This window comes from Neptuniibacter marinus, assembly GCF_965223595.1.
GTDB lineage: Bacteria > Pseudomonadota > Gammaproteobacteria > Pseudomonadales > Balneatricaceae > Neptuniibacter > Neptuniibacter marinus.
The window spans coordinates 945,783-964,490 of sequence record NZ_OZ245004.1 but is presented as its reverse complement, the minus strand read 5'-3'; the positions used below and the strand labels follow the sequence as shown (position 1 = coordinate 964,490).

The following is an 18,708-nucleotide window of genomic DNA, read 5'->3' as shown; positions in this document are numbered from 1 at the left end:
CTTTATTTGGGGCAGAAATTGAATCTAAAAGGGCGAATAAATAAAAACCTTACATAAAAATGCAAAAAAAAACCGAACATAGAGTTCGGTTTTCAAAAAAATTAGAAGTTTAAACAGCTAAAACAGGCTTCTGGTAGGAGATCGGTGCACTTTCTTCATTATTTTCGAAAGTGACAATTTCCCACGCTTCTTCATTAGCTAAGAGTTCACGTAGTAAACGATTATTCAAATAGTGTCCTGATTTATCACCGTAGAATTCACCAATTAGGCTTTTTCCTAACAGATATAAATCCCCAACGGCATCAAGCACTTTGTGTTTAACAAACTCATCATCATAACGAAGACCATCTTCATTAAGAATACGATAATCATCAACAACTATTGCGTTATCAAAACTACCGCCTAGAGCAAGGTTTTGTGAACGAAGGTACTCATAATCACTCATAAAACCAAAGGTACGGGCACGGCTCACCTCTTTCACAAAAGAGGTACTAGAGAAGTCCAACGATGACTCCATCTTACGTCCTTCAAATGCAGGGTGATCAAACTCAATTTTAAAACCGACTTTGAAGCCATCAAACGGTTTAAATGTGGCCGACTTACCGTCCGATTCAACAGTAACCTCTTTAGTGATGCGAATAAACTCTTTCGCCGCATTCTGCTCTTCGAGGCCTGCCGATTGAATAAGAAATACAAATGGAGCAGCACTACCATCCATAATAGGCACTTCTTCGGCACTTAACTCCACATACGCATTATCAATACCTAAACCAGCCATTGCAGAAAGCAGATGCTCAACGGTCGCAATACGTGCACCATCTTTGGCTAAGTTTGTAGACAGCGTTGTGTCAGCAACGTTGTGTGCGTGCGCTAAAATCTCAACCACTGGATCAAGATCTACACGACGGAATACTATACCGGTATTCACGGGCGCCGGCTTAAGTGTCAGATAAACTTTCTGACCTGTATGTAAACCGATACCTGTTGCTTTAATACTGTTTTTTAACGTTCTCTGCTTAATCATGCCATCTGCCAAAAATAAAAGGGCCATCCTAGCGCGCAATACTAACAAAAAATTCACCTTTTAGAAAGATGAATCCTTTACCACTCTACGCTTATGCAGTTTAGTCTGCCTGCTTTCTTAAGAATGTAGGTATATCTAAATAACCAGCATCGCCTTCTGTACCCGTTTGCTTCAATGTGTCTTCGGTAAACTCTGCAGGACCATCCAGCGCTTCATTCTTTCTTCTACGGAGAATGGTAGGCAAGTCAATCTGCTCTAAGTTCAAACTTCCGTCCACTTTTTTCATATTATCTTGCACAGGACGCACAGCTTCTTGCGGTTTATCTAAGCCGGTAGCAACTACAGTGACTTTCAGCTCATCTGACATCTCTGGCTCAATAACCGTACCAATGACTATAGTTGCATTCTCAGAGGCATACTCTTCAATCTGATTACCTACTTCAGTAAACTCGCCTAAGCTCAGATCCATTCCTGCAGTGATATTTACTAAAATGCCGCTCGCACCACGAAGATCAACATTATCCAGCAGAGGACTTTTAATCGCTTTTTCTGCCGCTTCTGCAGCACGATTTTCACCTCTAGCATGACCGGTTCCCATCATCGCCATGCCCATTTCAGACATAACAGTACGCACATCTGCAAAATCCACATTGATCATGCCTGGACGGGTAATGAGGTCAGATATACCTTGTACTGCACCTCTAAGCACATCGTTTGCTGATTCAAATGCATTTAACAAACTACAATTACGCCCTAGAACCTGCATTAGTTTTTCATTAGGGATAATGATCAACGAATCAACACTATCACGCAGCTCTTTAATGCCATCGGCAGCTATAGCCATACGCTTACGGCCTTCAAACGGAAACGGCTTAGTTACAACAGCGACCGTTAAAATGCCCATATCTTTAGCAACTTCAGCTACAATAGGTGCCGCACCTGTACCTGTACCCCCTCCCATTCCTGCTGTAATAAAGACCATATCCGCGCCTTTCAGCATCTCACCAATACGGTCCCGATCCTCCATTGCCGCTTGGCGCCCCACTTCAGGATTAGCACCAGCCCCTAAGCCTTTTGTCAGCGTATTACCTAACTGAATAACAGTTTGAGAAGACATTGAGGAAAGCGCTTGTGCGTCTGTATTCGCACATACAAATTCAACCCCTTCCAAATCACCACTTTCCATGTGTTTGACAGCATTGCCGCCACCGCCACCAACACCAATCACTTTGATTACTGCATTTTGTGGAACGCTATCTAACAGTTCAAACATTGTTAGCTCCTTGAGTGCTCAAGCCAAGCACTATCACCTAATTCGCCACTGATTATCATCAGCCGCCAAAACATTAAAATCGAGTTAAGTTGGTTTAATAATTACTTTTAAACCAAGCTTTCATTTTGTCCAAAACACCTATCCGTGGAACCGTAGCTACATCTTGATTGATCGTCTCTACACTACCGTCCACATGATCATGCTGTGCGTATTGCAATAACCCTATCCCAGTAGCATAAATCGGGCTGCTAAGAATATCTGCCATCCCCCTCACACCATGAGGGGTCGCTAAACGTACCGGCATATGGAAGATCTCTTCTGCCAACTCAATAGCTCCCTCCATTTTTGATGTACCGCCGGTTAATACGATGCCCGCCGCCACCAAATCTTCGAATCCGCTACGGCGTAATTCCGCCTGAATAAGTGTAAACAACTCTTCATAGCGCGGTTCAACAACCTCAGCTAATGCCTGCCTGGATAGATCTCTTGCAGGGCGATCCCCAACACCTGGAACTTTGACTGTTTCGCTACCCGTCGCGAGCTGCGCAAGCGCACAGGCATATTTAATCTTAATCTCTTCCGCATGCTGAGTCGGGGTACGTAGCGCCATAGCGATGTCGTTAGTAACCTGATCCCCAGCAATAGGTATAACAGTGGTATGTCGAATCGACCCGCCGGTAAAAATTGATATATCGGACGTACCGCCACCTATATCAATCATACAAACGCCGAGCTCTTTCTCATCCTCAGTTAATACCGAGTAACTTGATGCCAATTGCTCAAGCACTAAGCTATCAACCTCTAAACCACAACGACGTACGCACTTCTCAATATTTTGTGCAGCATTCACTGATCCCGTCACCAAATGGACTTTGGCTTCTAATCGAACACCTGACATCCCTAAGGGTTCTTTAATGCCCTCAGAGCTATCAATCTCATACTCTTGAGGCAATATATGTAAGATCTTCTGGTCTGCGGGAATCGCTACAGCTCTTGCAGCATCGATTACACGTTCCAGATCATATTCAGTTACTTCTCGATCACGTACAGCAACAATACCGTGCGAGTTCAAACTGCTTATATGACTACCTGCAATCCCGACAGTTACTGAATGAATTTTACACCCAGCCATCAATTCAGCTTCCTCAACTGCACGCTGGATTGAGCTAACTGTCGACTCTATGTTTACAACAACGCCTTTTTTAAGGCCTCTTGAGGCATGAGAACCTATACCTATTATTTCGATGGCGCCATCAACACCGATCTCACCTACTAGGCATAACACCTTAGATGTACCGATATCCAAGGCAACAATCATGTTGTTATCCATCGAATTATTCATTTCTATTACCCTGCATTTTCATCTTCGGCTTTTTCTCGCCACTTAACCGCAACACCATGGGTATAACGGATATCAATTGCTTCTATCTCATCAACTTGCTCTAACAACCTCAGCTGATAAAGATCCAAAAACCGCCGCAAACGCTCATCAATTGCTTCACGTCCCACTATCACCTTAATTTGATTATCAAGCTCAAATGTCCACGCACCTCGAGCTTCTAAATTAAGGCTTACCACATTCAATCCAACCTGCCTCAACATCTGATTAAAATCATGAAATTGAGCCATAACTCGTTCTGTTTCCGGGGCCGGCCCACTTAATCGTGGGAGAGAACGATACTCCTCTTTCAACTCCGGCCAAAAAATATCACCTTGATGATTTAATAAGCCCCGCTCACCCCAACGTGCAACAGGTACCTCTTCTTCAATTTCAACAATCAACTGATTTGGCCAGTCACGCTTAATAGCTGCTACACGCACCCAAGGATATTCTCGAACCAGCTCCTGTATCACCCCGATATCAGCACTAAGCAAGCCCTGCTTTAACCGGGCAGCAATATCTTCTGCCAAATCTTTCCGATCTAAATGCTGAGCATTACCAATTACAACAATCTGCTCTACAGGTTGATCTAACCATTTCCACACATTATGACTAACACCCCATACAACACCGATAAAAATAATCAACGATGAGATCGTCCAAAAGGGTTTCCACCAGCCATCTAAATCAACATCTATCTTAGAGTCCTTATTAACACTAGAGCTCACCGCCTCACGGCTAGCCCCACGAGGCGCTAAAACAGGTTCATCTTCACTCTGCACACTTTCTTTAGACTTAAAAAAGTCAAAAAACTTCATCTCAATGAGCCGTCTTTAAAATTTCAACAACTAACTGTTCGAACGAAACACCCTGCTGTTTAGCGGCCATAGGTACTAAGCTATGATCGGTCATGCCTGGGGCCGTATTAACCTCAAGCAGCTGAAAATCACCATGTTCATCTTGCATCACATCTACACGCCCCCAACCGGCACATCCTACGGCAGCAAATGCTTTTTCCGCGAGCTCACGCAGCGCTTTCTCTTTCTCGATACTTAAACCATGATCAAATCGATACTCTGTATCGTTAGCTACGTATTTCGCATCAAAATCATAAAACTCATGATTAGTGACTAATAATATTGGGGATAGCGCTTCACCATCTAAAACAGCCACTGTATATTCATCACCGCTCATCCACCGCTCAGCAATAACAGTACGGTCAAATTTTGCGGCCGTTTTTAGTGCTTCCGTTAAGCCCGATACACTATCAACCTTACTCATTCCTATGCTCGAGCCCTCATGCGCAGGCTTTACAATGATAGGAACACCTAAACGCTCGATGACATCTTCGAAAGACTCTTCTCCGCTGCAAACAGCAAAGGGAGGCGTTGGTAAACCGGCGCCTAACCAAAGCTGCTTGGTTCGTAACTTGTCCATACCTATAGCGGATGCAGCTACCCCGCTGCCTGTATAAGGTTTACCCAACATTTCTAAAGCGCCCTGAAGCGTTCCATCTTCACCACCTGGACCATGAAGAATAAGAAAAGCACGATCAAATACTTCCTCTTGTAACTGACGCAATGGCTCCAAATCCGCAGATGGGCCATATAAATCGATCCCAAACGCATCTACACCCGCACGCTGTAACCCAGCAAGCACTGCTGCACCACTTTTTAGAGACACTTCACGCTCAGATGAGTTACCACCATAAATTACCGCAACACGTCCAAAAGACTCTCTCAAATGCGAATCGATCACAAAACTCATCTATCTCAATCCTCAGCAACTAAAGACAACTGATTTAATTGATGTGCTAACGCCGTGATATCGCCAGCCCCTTGTGTTAGCAGCAGATCACCTGGCTGCAAAATACCCTTTAAAACATCAGCCACTAAATCTTTATCACTAATAAAAACGGGATCTATACGTCCACGTTGACGAATACTACGGCATAGACTTCTACTGTCGGCGCCAGCAACGGGCGCTTCCCCTGCGGCATAAACTTCCAGCAATAACAACACATCAACTTCAGATAACACTTCAACAAAGTCTTCATAAAGGTCACGTGTGCGGCTATAGCGATGTGGCTGATTAATCATTACCAATCGTTTGTCTGGCCATCCTTCACGAATCGCTTTTATAACTGCACTGACCTCACGCGGATGATGCCCATAATCATCCACCAACATCGCATTTCCGCCCTTAACTGCAACATCACCCAATATTTGGAATCGACGACCTACACCTTCAAATTTGGCTAAAGCACTACAAATGGCTTCATCAGAAATACCTTCGTCTGTAGCAACCGCTATTGTGGCCAGTGCGTTTAACATATTGTGATGGCCCGGCATATTTAACGACACATCCAGATCAGCAAAGCCTTCTGGGCGCTTTACCGTAAATCGGGTATACATGCCCTTTTGACAAATATTTTCTGCACGATAGTCCGCATCGTCTGACACGCCATAAGTGATTATCGGACGACTAATTTCCGGCAAAATCTCACGCACAACAGGATCATCCACACACATAACAGCCAAACCATAAAAAGGTAAATTATGTAGAAACTCAATGAAGGTCTTCTTCAATATAGAGAAATCATTACCATAAGTTTCCATATGGTCTGCATCTATATTAGTAACGATAGAAACCATCGGCTGTAGATGTAAAAAGGATGCATCACTTTCATCAGCTTCTGCTACAAGATAACGACTTGTGCCCATTTTTGCGTTGGTACCAGCGCTATTTAAACGCCCACCAATGACAAATGTGGGATCCAACTTCCCTTCAGCAAAAACAGAAGCTAGTAAGCTTGTTGTAGTCGTTTTACCATGCGTGCCAGCAACAGCAATACCATGGCGATAACGCATCAACTCAGCTAGCATTTCAGCACGGCGAACAATGGGTATACGTTGCGCTCGGGCCTCTTTAACTTCTGGGTTTTCCTCATTAACCGCAGTAGATACAACAACCACATCAACATCAGCCACATTCTCTGCACCGTGACCAATAAAAATAGACATTCCTAATTTTTTAAGACGGTTCGTCGTAGCAGATATTTTCAAATCCGAACCAGAAATTTGATAGCCTTGGTTAAGTAACACCTCTGCAATGCCACACATACCCACACCGCCAATGCCGATAAAGTGTATACGGCTAATTCGACGCATTTCAGGTATTTCAAATCGTGTAAAAGCATTTTGCTCTTTCATTTTTTTATCGCCTCAAGACAAACCATTGCCACTTGCTCACTCGCCTCTGGTTTACCAAGAGCGCGCGCTTTATTCGCCATTTCAATCAATCTAGTACGCTGATTTAGCTGCTCTGTAAGTAAACGTTTCAAAACATCTCGACTCAAATCACTTTGCTGTATCAAAATCGCCGCATCGTTATCCGCCAAAAAAGCCGCATTTTTGGTCTGGTGATCATCTACAGCATGAGGAAAAGGAACCAGAATTGATGCAACACCCGCAATACTGAGCTCACTTATAGTCAAAGCACCCGCTCGGCATAACACCACATCAGCCCATGCATAAGCTTCATCCATGGCATCAATAAACGGCTCAACCTTACAACCAGAGATATTAAATTTCCTGTATTGTTGCAACGTCTCTTCAATATTACGTTTACCCGTCTGATGCCAAACATCAGGTCGCTGTTCCTCTGGAATCTCAGATAGCACTTCGGGTAAAAGATCATTGATCGCTTTTGCACCTAAGCTACCACCAACAACCAGTAATCTGATCTTCCCACAACGATTATCCATTCGCTCAGAAGGAGGCAACATGTCGAGTATGGCGCCCCTTACAGGATTACCAACCGACTCTGTTTTCAAAGATGGACCAAAAGCACCTTTAAATGCCTCCAGAACCTGTTTAGAAAATCGAGATAAAGCCTTATTTGTCATCCCCGCGACAGCATTCTGCTCATGAATAATAAGAGGGATACCTAACAACCATGCAGCAGCGCCCCCCGGACCTGATGCAAAACCGCCCATACCAAGCACAACATCGGGCTTTACTTTTCGCACAACTTTTAGGGCCTGCCAAAAAGCAACAAGCAATTTAAATGGCGCTAACAGAAGACTTAACTTACCTTTACCGCGCAACCCTCTTACTTCAATGGAGTGCAGTTTTAAGCCTGCCGCAGGGACTAAATCAGCTTCTATACCATGGCGAGAACCTAACCACTCCACATGAACGCCCTGAGCCTGCATTTTTTCAGTTGTTGATAGCGCAGGAAAAACATGACCACCCGTACCACCTGCCATAACTAGCGCAACAGGCGCTTTACTATGCTTCATACTTGCGCCTCCGGTTTAAATCTAGACTGAGTTTTCTTCCCTGAACTTTTTCCTGTTTTGTTCAATTTGTTATCTCCATCTGTTGTAGATGAAGAAAATTGGCTTTTTTTCAATTCATAATCGACTCTTAATATCACAGCCAACATCGCACAGCTCACCAACAAACTACTGCCTCCGTAACTAACTAAAGGCAGTGTTAGCCCTTTAGTTGGTAGGGCACCAACATTTACACCGATATTAATTAATGCCTGCCCAGCAAAAATAATTCCAAATCCATAACAAACATATGCTTTGAAGAAAGCCTTCATTTTTTCTGCCCGTCGTCCGATACGGAAAATATTCACAACTAATACCGCATATAGCACAATCAACGCAGCTGCACCGACAAAACCAAGCTCTTCAGCTAATACAGAAAAAACAAAGTCCGTATGAGCTTCAGGCAGATAAAATAACTTCTGGACGCTGTTACCTAAACCTGTTCCAAACCACTCGCCACGACCAAAAGCTATTTGAGCCTGAGACAGTTGGTAGCCTGTACCAAAAGGATCCTGCCACGGATCAAGAAAGCTCTGTAAACGTGCGACACGATAGGGCTGCAAACCAACGACTGCACCTAACAATCCCCCCACACTAACAATAACCACTAGAAACTGAGAAAAGCGCATCCCTCCTAAAAAGATCATGCCCATAACCGTACCCATTAACACAACCAATGCACCAAAATCCGGTTCAAAGTAGAGCAGCACACAAAAAATACCTAAAGGTAACGTGGGTTTAGCAATACCTTTCCAACTGCTTCTAACTTCATGGAGACGGCGAACTAAATACCCTCCCATATATAAAACCATACAAAACTTCGCGACCTCAGAAGCCTGCAAGTTTAATGGTCCTAAGGGCAGCCAACGATGACTACCATTAACCCCTTTACCTATCCCTGGGATCAACACCAGAATAAGTAAAAAACCGGCCGCCAGCATCCACCAGTGTCCACTACGTTCCCAAAAACTAATAGGGAAGTTCCACACGGCTATAGCACCAATCAAAGCGATCAACATAAAGGAAGCCTGACGAATAACGTAGTAATAAGGCGTTCCATTATTCTCCATTGCAACATCTAAGGAGGCAGAACTGATCATCACAAATCCAGTCAACACTAATGCAATAGCGCAACCCAACACCCATGGATCAAAGGGTAATACCCCCAATTTCGTTTGCGGTGGCAGACTTGATGATGGCCAAAAAGCACTAAACATCAGAGTACCGCTACCGCATCAACAAACGCATCACCACGCGCAGGGAAGCCACTAAACATGTCAAAGCTCGCACACGCTGGGGAGAGCAACACTATATCCCCTAATTCAGCTAGGTCAGCCGCTTTTTCAACCGCATCAGTCATGCTTATTGCCGCTACTTTTTCAAGGTTTCCACAGGCTGCAGCCAAACGCTCGCCATCTTCACCCAAGTACACCAAACCTCGCCCAAAACGTTGCAAGGGTGACGCTAAATCAGAAAAGTCAGCACCTTTACCTACGCCACCAGCAATCAGGACTAACTTTTGACTTCCTGACAATGTTTCACCTAAACCTACCAATGCTGCGACTGTTGCACCGACATTCGTACCTTTAGAATCATTAAAATAACTAATGCCGTTTTTATCAGACACCCATTGGCAACGATGCTTCAAACCTGAAAATGCTTTCAATGCCTTAACCATCGCTTCCATAGGTAGCCCTGCAGCGTGACCTATTGCCATAGAAGCCAATGCATTCGCAATATTATGGCTACCACGTATTTTCAATTCAGAAACGGGTAATAGTTTTTCAAACCCTAGGCTCAACCAATGCTCACCCTGCTCTTCAAGTAAACCAAACGCTTTAATATCTGGTTTATCTAAGCCATAAGAGTGTGTGACTACATTTTTAGATAAGAGGGGTGCTGTTAACGCATCATCCCTATTGATAACAACATGTTTAGCACCGCGAAATATTCGATGCTTGGCTTGATAATAGCCCTGTATCTGGTTGTCATAGCGATCTAAATGATCTGGCGTAACATTAAGAACTGTCGCAACCTCGGCGCGTAATTCATGGGTTGTTTCTAACTGAAAACTCGAAAGTTCCAGTACATACAAGCCTTTTTCCGGCTGGCCTAACATCTCCAACACAGGGGTGCCAATATTGCCACACACACCTACATCCAGACCGGCGGCTTTAGCCATTTCACCAACCAAGGTAGTTACTGTGCTTTTCGCATTCGAGCCTGTAATAGCGATAATCGGCGCTTTCACTTCTCGACAAAAAAGATCGATATCGCCACTGAGCTGCACGCCTTGCGATACCGCAGCTTGAATTGCTGGCTCTTTCTGAGTCACGCCAGGGCTTAATATAAGTTCAGTCGCTCGTTTTAAGTACTCACTATCAAAAGGCCCGCAACGAAGATCTACATCAGGAAATTCGTGCTTAAGCTCATCAGCACCTGGTGGATTCTCTCGGCTATCTACAACAGAAAAAGAGGTCCCTTTAGTCGCCAAAAACCGTGCACACGCCAGCCCAGTCTGTCCTAGACCGATCACAATTTTAAAATTATCACTGGCGATTAATCCCATGACTCAACCTTACTCTTAACGAATTTTCAGCGATGCTAAACCGATTAACACCAATACAACTGTAATAATCCAAAAACGCACAATCACGCGCGGCTCAGGCCAACCTTTTAATTCAAAATGGTGATGCAAAGGAGCCATCCTAAAGATGCGACGTCCTGTTAACTTAAATGAAGCCACCTGTAAAATGACCGATACAGTTTCAGCGACAAAGACCCCACCCATAATAAAGAGAATAAACTCTTGTCTAACAATCACAGCAATCACACCCAAAGCTGCACCTAAAGACAATGCTCCCACATCCCCCATAAATACTTGGGCTGGATAAGTGTTAAACCATAAGAAACCTAATCCAGCACCAACAATTGCGCCGCAAAAAATAATCAGTTCACCCGAACCTTCGATATATGGAATAAGCAAGTAATCAGCAAATTTAATATTACCGGATAGGTAGGCAAAAACGCCCAATGCACCAGCAACTAGAACGGTAGGAAGAATTGCAAGACCATCTAAACCATCCGTTAAATTGACCGCATTGGAGCTACCGACAATGACAAAATAGGTAAATACAATAAAGAAAATACCTAACTCAATCGAAACATCTTTTAAGAAAGGTATAAGTAGTGAAGTTTCTACCGGCATAGACGCAACTGAATATAAAACCACGGCTGCACCTATACCACCTACAGACTGCCAGAGATACTTCCATTTTGCAGGTAAACCACGAGGGTTTTTCTCTACTACTTTTCGGTAATCATCCACCCAACCTACAGCACCAAAAATCAATGTAACAATTAGTGTAATCCATACATAAATATTACTAAGATCACTCCAAAGTAACGTACTAATAGCAATAGCAACTAGAATCAGTGCACCGCCCATGGTTGGGGTCCCTGCCTTACTCAAATGGCTTTGCGGACCATCATCACGAATTGCCTGCCCAATCTGATTGTTGCGTAATTTATTAATAACAAAAGGCCCCACCAAAAGAGATATCAGCAGAGCGGTCAACACTCCCAAAATCCCTCTTAACGTCAGATACTGAAATACAGCGAAGCCGCTGTAATACTCTGATAAATATTCTGCTATTAGTGGTAGCATTTCTTCTTATTCCTCTTTAGACAGGCTGTTAACAACCCGTTCCATTGCTGCGCTACGTGAGCCCTTAATCAGGATATTAATACCCTGACGTGCTACGCCCGACAGCGCAGCGATTAGTTCTTGTTGTGTTTTAAAATACTGACCACAATCTTTTGATTCGGCATCAAATGCCAAAACAGAGTGCCGAGACAGCGCGCCAGTCGCCCAAAGGCTTCCAACCCCCTTCTGCGCTGCTCGGCAGCCTACTCTTTCATGCTGTTTGACGGCGTCAGCCCCCAACTCAGCCATATCCCCTAAAACCAAGATAGATTCACCCTGCAAGCTGACCAATAAGTCGACGGCCGCATTCACTGATCCTGGATTAGCGTTATAAGTATCATCAATAATGAGTGCTCCTTGCCGCCCTTCCATCGGGCACATACGCCCTTTAACCGCTTTAAAACTATGCAAACCATCCGCGATCTGCTGCAAAGGTATATCTTGCGTACTTACCGCTGCGGCCGCCGCCAGCGCATTCGCTATATTATGTTGTCCCATAACACCTAACTGGACCGGTACGGTTTGTTCACCACGATGCAACACAAATGAGAAGCAGCCGGTATCAGACGCTTTCACATCCGATGCATAAATATCAGCGGAATCAAATTCACAGGAGAATGTTTTCTTCTTCTGTCCTTCAGTACCACCGAGCCAAAACTGAGCATATTTATCGTCGGCATTGATAATGGCGTAACCATGAGTTTTATTAAGCTGCGAGAAGATCTCTGCTTTTGCCTCAACCACGCCTAACAAAGAACCAAACCCTTCTAAATGTGCGCCCATAGCATTATTTAAAATGGCCACATCAGGTAGAGATAGAGCCGTTGTATAAGCTATCTCACCGCCCGCACTTGCGCCCTGCTCAACCACAGCTACTTGATGCTCATCATTTAAACGAAATAATGTTAATGGCACCCCTATATCATTATTAAGGTTACCCTGCGTCACAAGCACCGATGCGTTTTGGGACAAAATACTACGTAACATCTCTTTCACCGTAGTTTTACCGCTACTACCCGTTACAGCATAAACGCGACCATTAAAGCGCTGTCGATTAGCCAGCGCTATCTGCCCTAGCGCTTTATGTGTATCTGTAACCAGCCATTGGGCAATAGGTTGCTCAAGTGATCGAGAAACAACAGCAGCTACTGCACCTTTAGCGAAAGCCTGCTCCACAAACTCATGTCCATCAAAATTAGGGCCCTCCAATGCAACAAAAAGATCACCTTGTTTGATAGTACGTGTATCTGTACTAACTCCCTGAAACGAGACATCTTTAGTAATGTCACCGCCAAATTGCTGTTGTAACTGGCCTAAATTCCACTCACCAATCATGCAGCCACCCCTAAAATCTTCCGCGTCATGACTAAATCACTGAACGGATGACGTTTACCGGCAACCTCTTGGTAGTCTTCATGGCCTTTGCCAGCGATTAAAACAACATCTTCTGGGGACGCTTGCATAATGGCTAATTGGATAGCTTCAGCTCTATCCACTTTAATATTTGGTATATGCTGACTAATACCGCTTTCAATCATTTCTATAATTTTCCGAGGCTGCTCATTACGTGGGTTATCACTTGTCACTACCAAATGATCAGCAAAACGGTCCGCAATTTTGCCCATTAACTCGCGTTTACCAATATCTCGATCGCCACCACAACCAAAGACACACCATAAAGTCCCATTGGTATGCGCTCGAACCGCTTGCAAAGCTTTTTCTAAAGCATCCGGTGTATGAGCATAATCAATAATAACCAGCGGCTTATTAGCAGCAACAACCGCTTGCATTCGGCCTGGCACAGATTCCAGTTTTGACAGTGCATCGACTAGTTGCCCATAGCTAAATCCCTGCTCAACCAATACCGCAGCCACAAGCAATAAGTTGTCTAAATTAAAATCACCGATAACTTTGCTACAAAAAGCGAAACCACCTTTAACTGTTTTTATTTCTGCTTCAATACCATGCAGAGCAAGCCGATAGGCTGCCAAACGATAATCTCCGTGAACTCTACCAACAGAGACTTTCTGGCAGTTGATTCTCTGATCCAACATTAATTGACGCCCAAACACATCATCAATATTTAAGATCGCTTTTTTCAGAGAATCTTTGCTAAACAACTTAGCTTTGGCCATGCCATAAGATTCCATAGAACCGTGATAATCCAAATGATCACGAGTCAAATTAGTAAAGACTGCATAATCAAATTCAACAGCATCGACTCGTCTCTGCTCTAAAGCATGGCTTGAGACTTCCATTACAACCGCTTCAGCGCCTGATGCATTTAATTCAGCCAATAGCTTCTGCAAACCTATAGCATCCGGTGTGGTATGCGTTGCTTTATTTAGATCCTTAGGAAAGCCATTCCCAACCGTGCCAACGATCGCAGTTTTAACCTTCAAGACATTCATCGCTTGAGCTAAAAAATGCGCACAAGAGGTTTTACCGTTCGTCCCAGTAATGCCAATGACTGTCATTTTTTTGCTAGGCTCATCATAAAAACGAGCAGCTATAGCGCCTAGTTGAGCCACTAAATTAGGGATGCAGATAATAGGCACATTCACACATGGGCAATCATCTTTTTCACTTTCATCAAGCAATACCGCAACAGCGCCAGCGGCCACAGCACCTATAACAAAATCCACACCACGATGCTGCAAACCTGAGCGCGCAAGAAACAACGTTCCCGGACTAACTGTACGACTGTCCTGAGATAGAGTAGACACAACGAGATCGGCGCAGGTTTCATCAACCCACTCCGGTATTATCTCAGCTAGCGTCTTCTCTATTTTCAGCATATTCGTCTCTTATTAATGCCTATTCGCAATTTGCTTATTTACTTCGGGCCAATTATCAGGCGGAACATTCAACAGCCTTAACGCGCCCCCAACGGCCCTTGAAAAAACAGGCGCTGCAACTTCACCACCGTAATACTCTTGCCCTTTTGGGTTATCAATCATGACGACGGTAACTAAACGCGGATTACTAACAGGTGCAATACCTGCAAACGTAGACATATATTGGTCATCAATGTAACCGCCGGGCCCGACTTTATGCACTGTGCCTGTTTTCCCAGCGACCCTATAACCAGGTACTGCAGCTCTACGCCCTGTACCTTTATTACTAATAACTGTTTCCATCATGACGCGTACATCTTTCGCCACACTAGCCGGCATAACGCGCACAGGCTTACCCGCTTCTTTCTGACGAATAAGATTAACCGGACTCATCACACCATCATTCGCCAAAGCCAAATATGATTGCGCTAACTGCAAAGGCGTCACAGAAAGGCCATAGCCATATGATAATGTTGCTCGCTCAACGACTTGCCGCTGATTCAGATATGGCAAATAACCTGAACTTTCACCGGGAAAGCCTATTCCTGTTGCCTGACCTAATCCTACATTATGAAATAGGTTTCGCACGGAGCCTTCTGGCAAACTGAGCGTCAACTTAGTCACGCCCACATTGCTCGACTTTGTAATAATTGTTGATACATCGATCTCACCATAATTACGGTGATCGCGTATGGTTTTGCGCTTAACTCGAAAATACCCTGGTGATGTATCAACCAAAGTATCCGGTGTGTACTGCCCACTCATCAACGCGGCAGCAACCGTCATAGGCTTAACCGTTGATCCCGGTTCAAACGTATCGGTTAAAGACCTATTACGCAAAGCCGTTGAGACTCGCTGGCGCGGATCATTAGGGTTGTAAGATGGCTGATTAACCATAGCCAATACCTCGCCCGTCTTAACATCCAACATCACCAATGAACCGCCATCTGCGTTATGCGCTTTTACGGCTGTCTTTAATTCTCGATATGCTAGGTACTGCAAGCGCAGATCAATACTTAACTCTATATTGTTTCCATGTTGGGCCGACTTCACTTCTCGAACATGTTTAATTGTTCGACCCAGTCGATCTTTCATCACCAGTTGTTTACCTGATTCTGCTTTCAACCAATCTTCATAGGCCAACTCCAACCCTTCCTGACCTTTACCATCTAGATTAGTAAAGCCCACTAAGTGAGTAGTCACTTCTGCCGCAGGATAGTAACGCTTATATTCTCTATCCACATGTACACCAGGAATCCGCAACGCTCTTACTTTCTCAGCTAGTTCAGGAGTCCCTTGTCTCTGTAAATAAAGAAAACGCTTAGTGCGATAGGTAGATAACTTAGCAATCAGTTTTTTCTTATTACTCTTAAGTAAAGCCGCTAATTTAGCTATACCTGCATGCTGTAAATCCATCATCTTAGGATCAGCCCAGATCGTCGCGACAGGTGCGCTGACAGCCAAAGGTTCGCCATTGCGATCCGTTATAATCCCTCGATGCGCAGGTACTTGAACCGTTCGTAAAGTACGCTCATCACCCTGCGTTTGTAAAAAAGCTTGATCTTCAACATAGAGCGACAACATACGCGCAGTAATACCGACCGCAACAAGCAGCAAAAGAATCAGCACCAACCACAGGCGCCATCCTCGTCCTACTGTAGCCTCAGCACTATCACTGACTTCGTTGTTATCGCTCATTGCGAATAATCTCTATTTGATTCACTTCAGGCACCTTCATGCCTAATTTACTTGCTGCTTGCTGCTCAACACGGTTATTTGCCGCCCAAGCACTTTGTTCTAACAAAAGCTGGCCCCACTCAACCTGCAACTCATCTCTCTGCTGTACCAACTCTTGGTGGTAATTAAAAAGCGTTCTATACTCAAACGCACTCAGCACTACAACAAGACATGTAGCCACTAGCAAAACAACCAAAACAAAAACAGTTAAAAAAGGCCTCAGCAAGGCTTCTAAGTTACAAAACTCACTGGCTTCAACTACATCAGCCTCAGGCGCTAGCTTTTTTTTCAACAACCGCTGAAAAAAATCAACACGCACTTAAGCCACCTTCTCTGCTATACGCATAACAGCACTGCGCGCACGAACATTGTCTTGTGTCTCACTATCACTAGCCTTCACGGCTTTACCTACGCCTTTTAAACGAATCTCTAGCATGTCATTAGTAAAGGGAATCCCTCTTGGTAAATGTTCATCCCCTTTTACATGCTTGCGAATAAAACGTTTAACAATGCGATCTTCAAGCGAGTGAAAACTAATAACAACCAAACGCCCACCTATCTTCAGCATATCTAAAGCCTGATCTAGACAGCTTTCCAGGTCCTCCAACTCCTTGTTTATATGAATACGAATCCCTTGGAAGGCGCGGGTAGCGGGGTTTTTACCTTTTTCCCACGCAGGATTCGCTTCAGCAATAATTTTCGACAGTTGAGCCGTTGTGGTAATGGCTTCTTCTTGACGCTTAGCAACAATCGCTTTAGCCATCCGACGGGAGAACTTCTCCTCACCATAGGTATAAATAACATCCGCAATCTCAGTTTCATCTGCTCGCGCAATCCATTCAGCGGCACTTTCGCCTGACGATGTATCCATCCGCATATCAAGCGGACCATCATTCATAAAACTAAAACCTCTTGATGCATCATCCAGCTGAGGGGATGAAACACCTAAATCAAGCAGCACACCATCAACTTCACCTGCCATACCACGCTCAGTAACAAACTGCTCTAATTGCGCAAAACTACCATGAGCAATCGAAAAGCGAGGTTCATCTACAAAGCGTTCTTTCGCATGAGCAATCGCTTGCGGATCTTTATCTATACCTAAAAGCCGACCATCCTCGGCCAACTGTTCAAGCACTAAAGCCGAGTGGCCACCACGACCAAAAGTTCCATCGATATAGAAACCAGAGGAATCCTGCACTAAAGCATCAACAGCTTCCTGTAGCAGAACGGTAATATGTTTAAATTCCTGGCTCATCGATAAATCTCATTAGCGTTCATTTTTATAATGAAAGGTTTTGTAACTCTTCGGGCATTGCCATGCCCCCATCCACATCCTGAAGATACTCTTCACGGGTGGCTAACCATCTTGACTCATTCCAGATTTCAAACTTCTGACCTTGACCAAGCAGTACAATTTTTTTATCTAACTCAGCGTATTCACGTAGCGGCGCTGGCAGCAACAAACGGCCATTGCCATCCATATCCAAATCAGTAGCATGACCGATCAGAAGCCGTTGAATACGTCTAGCCGCGGGGTTAAAGCTAGGCAGGGCCTCGATTTTCTCTTGAATCTCTTCCCATTCATGTAGCGGATAAAGCAATAAACAGCGCTCTTCAGTATCAATCGTTGCCACGAGCTGCCCATCACAGCAGGTCGTGATTTTCTCACGATACCGTGCTGGGATCGCCATGCGCCCCTTAACATCTAGATTGATTTGATTTACGCCTCTAAACATTTCTCGCTCTCTAAACCCACTTAATTTACAGAATTACCCACTTTTACCCACTTTATCCCACTAAAGCACACTATAGAAAGGAACCCCAATTAAAGCAAGGCAGAATAAGCTTCCAAGAAGGGTTTAATCACATGGTTTATTAGATAATTTAATAATGAGAAACAAGCATCAGAAAAAGCACTAAGAAAGACACTTTAAAAACAAGGAATTAGAAAACTTAACGAGAAAAACAATAAGTAAAGCTGAAAGAAAAGGATTTCTAAGATGAAAAAATAAAAACTGAGGAGTTTGCCGGTAAGCCCTGAGCTGTTCTGAAGAGTCGTCGTGGACAGTCATTTATTGGGATGCGCATCCAACTGCTATGCCGCAGGCTCCAAACAAACGATATAACTATTTACAAAAAAATTGAGGAATTTACCGGTAAGCCCCGAGCTGTTCTGAAGAGTCGTCGTGGACAGTCATTTATTGGGATGCGCATCCAACTGCTATGCCGCAGGCTCCAAACAAACGATATAACTATTTACAAAAAAATTTGAGGAGTTTGCCGGTAAGCCCCGAGCTGTTCTGAAGAGTCGTCGTGGACAGTCATTTATCTGGAACACACCTCCAACGGCTATGCCGCAGACTCCAAACAAACGATATAACTATTTACAAAAAAACTGAGGAGTTTAC

At 44.2% G+C, this 18,708-nt stretch carries 16 protein-coding genes; all 16 read right to left on the bottom strand.

Translation table 11 applies throughout. The features are described 5' to 3' along the window. Nucleotides 1–109: 109 nt before the first annotated feature. Nucleotides 110–1,024: a UDP-3-O-acyl-N-acetylglucosamine deacetylase gene (gene lpxC / locus ACOQOE_RS04455; protein ID WP_067862461.1), complete on the bottom strand. Its 915-nt coding sequence runs from the start codon at nucleotides 1,022–1,024 to the stop codon at nucleotides 110–112. 100 nt (nucleotides 1,025–1,124) lie between these two features. Next, entirely contained in the window at nucleotides 1,125–2,297 is a 1,173-nt protein-coding gene (ftsZ, locus tag ACOQOE_RS04450; RefSeq protein ID WP_420554982.1) for a cell division protein FtsZ, read from the bottom strand. Between the two features lie 94 nt (nucleotides 2,298–2,391). Continuing rightward, the gene (ftsA, locus tag ACOQOE_RS04445; protein WP_067862396.1) at nucleotides 2,392–3,639 is read right to left on the bottom strand and encodes a cell division protein FtsA; all 1,248 of its coding nucleotides are present in this window, start codon (nucleotides 3,637–3,639) and stop codon (nucleotides 2,392–2,394) included. Between the two features lie 5 nt (nucleotides 3,640–3,644). Next, complete coding sequence (locus ACOQOE_RS04440; protein WP_420554981.1) at nucleotides 3,645–4,496, bottom strand: cell division protein FtsQ/DivIB; 852 nt, start codon at nucleotides 4,494–4,496, stop codon at nucleotides 3,645–3,647. 1 nt (nucleotide 4,497) lies between these two features. Continuing rightward, nucleotides 4,498–5,445 carry a D-alanine--D-alanine ligase gene (locus tag ACOQOE_RS04435; protein WP_067862400.1) on the bottom strand — a complete coding sequence of 316 codons (948 nt, stop codon included), beginning with the start codon at nucleotides 5,443–5,445 and terminating at the stop codon, nucleotides 4,498–4,500. Nucleotides 5,446–5,450: 5 nt separating this feature from the next. Then, on the bottom strand, nucleotides 5,451–6,890 hold the full coding sequence (gene murC, locus ACOQOE_RS04430; RefSeq protein WP_067862403.1) for a UDP-N-acetylmuramate--L-alanine ligase: 1,440 nt from the start codon (nucleotides 6,888–6,890) through the stop codon (nucleotides 5,451–5,453). Further along, nucleotides 6,887–7,981, bottom strand: a complete 1,095-nt coding sequence (gene murG, locus ACOQOE_RS04425; protein WP_420554980.1) for an undecaprenyldiphospho-muramoylpentapeptide beta-N-acetylglucosaminyltransferase — start codon at nucleotides 7,979–7,981, stop codon at nucleotides 6,887–6,889. The genes murC and murG overlap by 4 nt, the downstream gene beginning before the upstream one ends. Next, on the bottom strand, nucleotides 7,978–9,234 hold the full coding sequence (gene ftsW / locus ACOQOE_RS04420) for a putative lipid II flippase FtsW (RefSeq protein WP_082792320.1): 1,257 nt from the start codon (nucleotides 9,232–9,234) through the stop codon (nucleotides 7,978–7,980). The genes murG and ftsW overlap by 4 nt, the downstream gene beginning before the upstream one ends. After that, a complete protein-coding gene (gene murD, locus ACOQOE_RS04415) occupies nucleotides 9,234–10,586 on the bottom strand; it encodes a UDP-N-acetylmuramoyl-L-alanine--D-glutamate ligase (RefSeq protein WP_067862407.1) in 1,353 nt (450 codons plus the stop codon). Before murD ends, ftsW begins: the two co-directional genes overlap by 1 nt. A 15-nt stretch (nucleotides 10,587–10,601) precedes the next feature. Continuing rightward, nucleotides 10,602–11,684 (bottom strand): phospho-N-acetylmuramoyl-pentapeptide-transferase, encoded by a 1,083-nt coding sequence (mraY, locus tag ACOQOE_RS04410; RefSeq protein ID WP_067862409.1) that lies wholly within the window; start codon nucleotides 11,682–11,684, stop codon nucleotides 10,602–10,604. A 6-nt stretch (nucleotides 11,685–11,690) separates the two neighbouring features. After that, nucleotides 11,691–13,058, bottom strand: coding sequence for a UDP-N-acetylmuramoyl-tripeptide--D-alanyl-D-alanine ligase (locus ACOQOE_RS04405; RefSeq protein WP_420554979.1), 1,368 nt, complete (start codon nucleotides 13,056–13,058; stop codon nucleotides 11,691–11,693). Continuing rightward, the gene (locus ACOQOE_RS04400; protein ID WP_420554978.1) at nucleotides 13,055–14,521 is read right to left on the bottom strand and encodes a UDP-N-acetylmuramoyl-L-alanyl-D-glutamate--2,6-diaminopimelate ligase; all 1,467 of its coding nucleotides are present in this window, start codon (nucleotides 14,519–14,521) and stop codon (nucleotides 13,055–13,057) included. The genes ACOQOE_RS04405 and ACOQOE_RS04400 overlap by 4 nt, the downstream gene beginning before the upstream one ends. A 12-nt stretch (nucleotides 14,522–14,533) precedes the next feature. Next, nucleotides 14,534–16,258, bottom strand: a complete 1,725-nt coding sequence (locus ACOQOE_RS04395; protein WP_067862415.1) for a peptidoglycan D,D-transpeptidase FtsI family protein — start codon at nucleotides 16,256–16,258, stop codon at nucleotides 14,534–14,536. After that, entirely contained in the window at nucleotides 16,248–16,616 is a 369-nt protein-coding gene (gene ftsL / locus ACOQOE_RS04390) for a cell division protein FtsL (RefSeq protein WP_231867911.1), read from the bottom strand. Before ftsL ends, ACOQOE_RS04395 begins: the two co-directional genes overlap by 11 nt. Next, the gene (rsmH, locus tag ACOQOE_RS04385) at nucleotides 16,617–17,555 is read right to left on the bottom strand and encodes a 16S rRNA (cytosine(1402)-N(4))-methyltransferase RsmH (protein ID WP_420554977.1); all 939 of its coding nucleotides are present in this window, start codon (nucleotides 17,553–17,555) and stop codon (nucleotides 16,617–16,619) included. It abuts the gene before it with no gap. 25 nt (nucleotides 17,556–17,580) lie between these two features. After that, on the bottom strand, nucleotides 17,581–18,036 hold the full coding sequence (mraZ, locus tag ACOQOE_RS04380) for a division/cell wall cluster transcriptional repressor MraZ (RefSeq protein WP_420554976.1): 456 nt from the start codon (nucleotides 18,034–18,036) through the stop codon (nucleotides 17,581–17,583). Nucleotides 18,037–18,708 lie beyond the last annotated feature (672 nt).

Excerpts from the sequence above, each read along its gene's own strand:
- mraZ (WP_420554976.1), bottom strand. The coding sequence starts at position 18,036 with ATGTTTAGAGGCGTAAATCAAATCAATCTAGATGTTAAGGGGCGCATG.
- mraY (WP_067862409.1), bottom strand. The coding sequence starts at position 11,684 with ATGCTACCACTAATAGCAGAATATTTATCAGAGTATTACAGCGGCTTC.
- ACOQOE_RS04395 (WP_067862415.1), bottom strand. The coding sequence starts at position 16,258 with ATGAGCGATAACAACGAAGTCAGTGATAGTGCTGAGGCTACAGTAGGA.
- ftsW (WP_082792320.1), bottom strand. The coding sequence starts at position 9,234 with ATGTTTAGTGCTTTTTGGCCATCATCAAGTCTGCCACCGCAAACGAAA.
- rsmH (WP_420554977.1), bottom strand. The coding sequence starts at position 17,555 with ATGAGCCAGGAATTTAAACATATTACCGTTCTGCTACAGGAAGCTGTT.
- murC (WP_067862403.1), bottom strand. The coding sequence starts at position 6,890 with ATGAAAGAGCAAAATGCTTTTACACGATTTGAAATACCTGAAATGCGT.
- ACOQOE_RS04405 (WP_420554979.1), bottom strand. The coding sequence starts at position 13,058 with ATGATTGGTGAGTGGAATTTAGGCCAGTTACAACAGCAATTTGGCGGT.
- murG (WP_420554980.1), bottom strand. The coding sequence starts at position 7,981 with ATGAAGCATAGTAAAGCGCCTGTTGCGCTAGTTATGGCAGGTGGTACG.
- ACOQOE_RS04400 (WP_420554978.1), bottom strand. The coding sequence starts at position 14,521 with ATGCTGAAAATAGAGAAGACGCTAGCTGAGATAATACCGGAGTGGGTT.
- ACOQOE_RS04435 (WP_067862400.1), bottom strand. The coding sequence starts at position 5,445 with ATGAGTTTTGTGATCGATTCGCATTTGAGAGAGTCTTTTGGACGTGTT.
- lpxC (WP_067862461.1), bottom strand. The coding sequence starts at position 1,024 with ATGATTAAGCAGAGAACGTTAAAAAACAGTATTAAAGCAACAGGTATC.
- ftsZ (WP_420554982.1), bottom strand. The coding sequence starts at position 2,297 with ATGTTTGAACTGTTAGATAGCGTTCCACAAAATGCAGTAATCAAAGTG.
- murD (WP_067862407.1), bottom strand. The coding sequence starts at position 10,586 with ATGGGATTAATCGCCAGTGATAATTTTAAAATTGTGATCGGTCTAGGA.
- ftsA (WP_067862396.1), bottom strand. The coding sequence starts at position 3,639 with ATGAATAATTCGATGGATAACAACATGATTGTTGCCTTGGATATCGGT.
- ACOQOE_RS04440 (WP_420554981.1), bottom strand. The coding sequence starts at position 4,496 with ATGAAGTTTTTTGACTTTTTTAAGTCTAAAGAAAGTGTGCAGAGTGAA.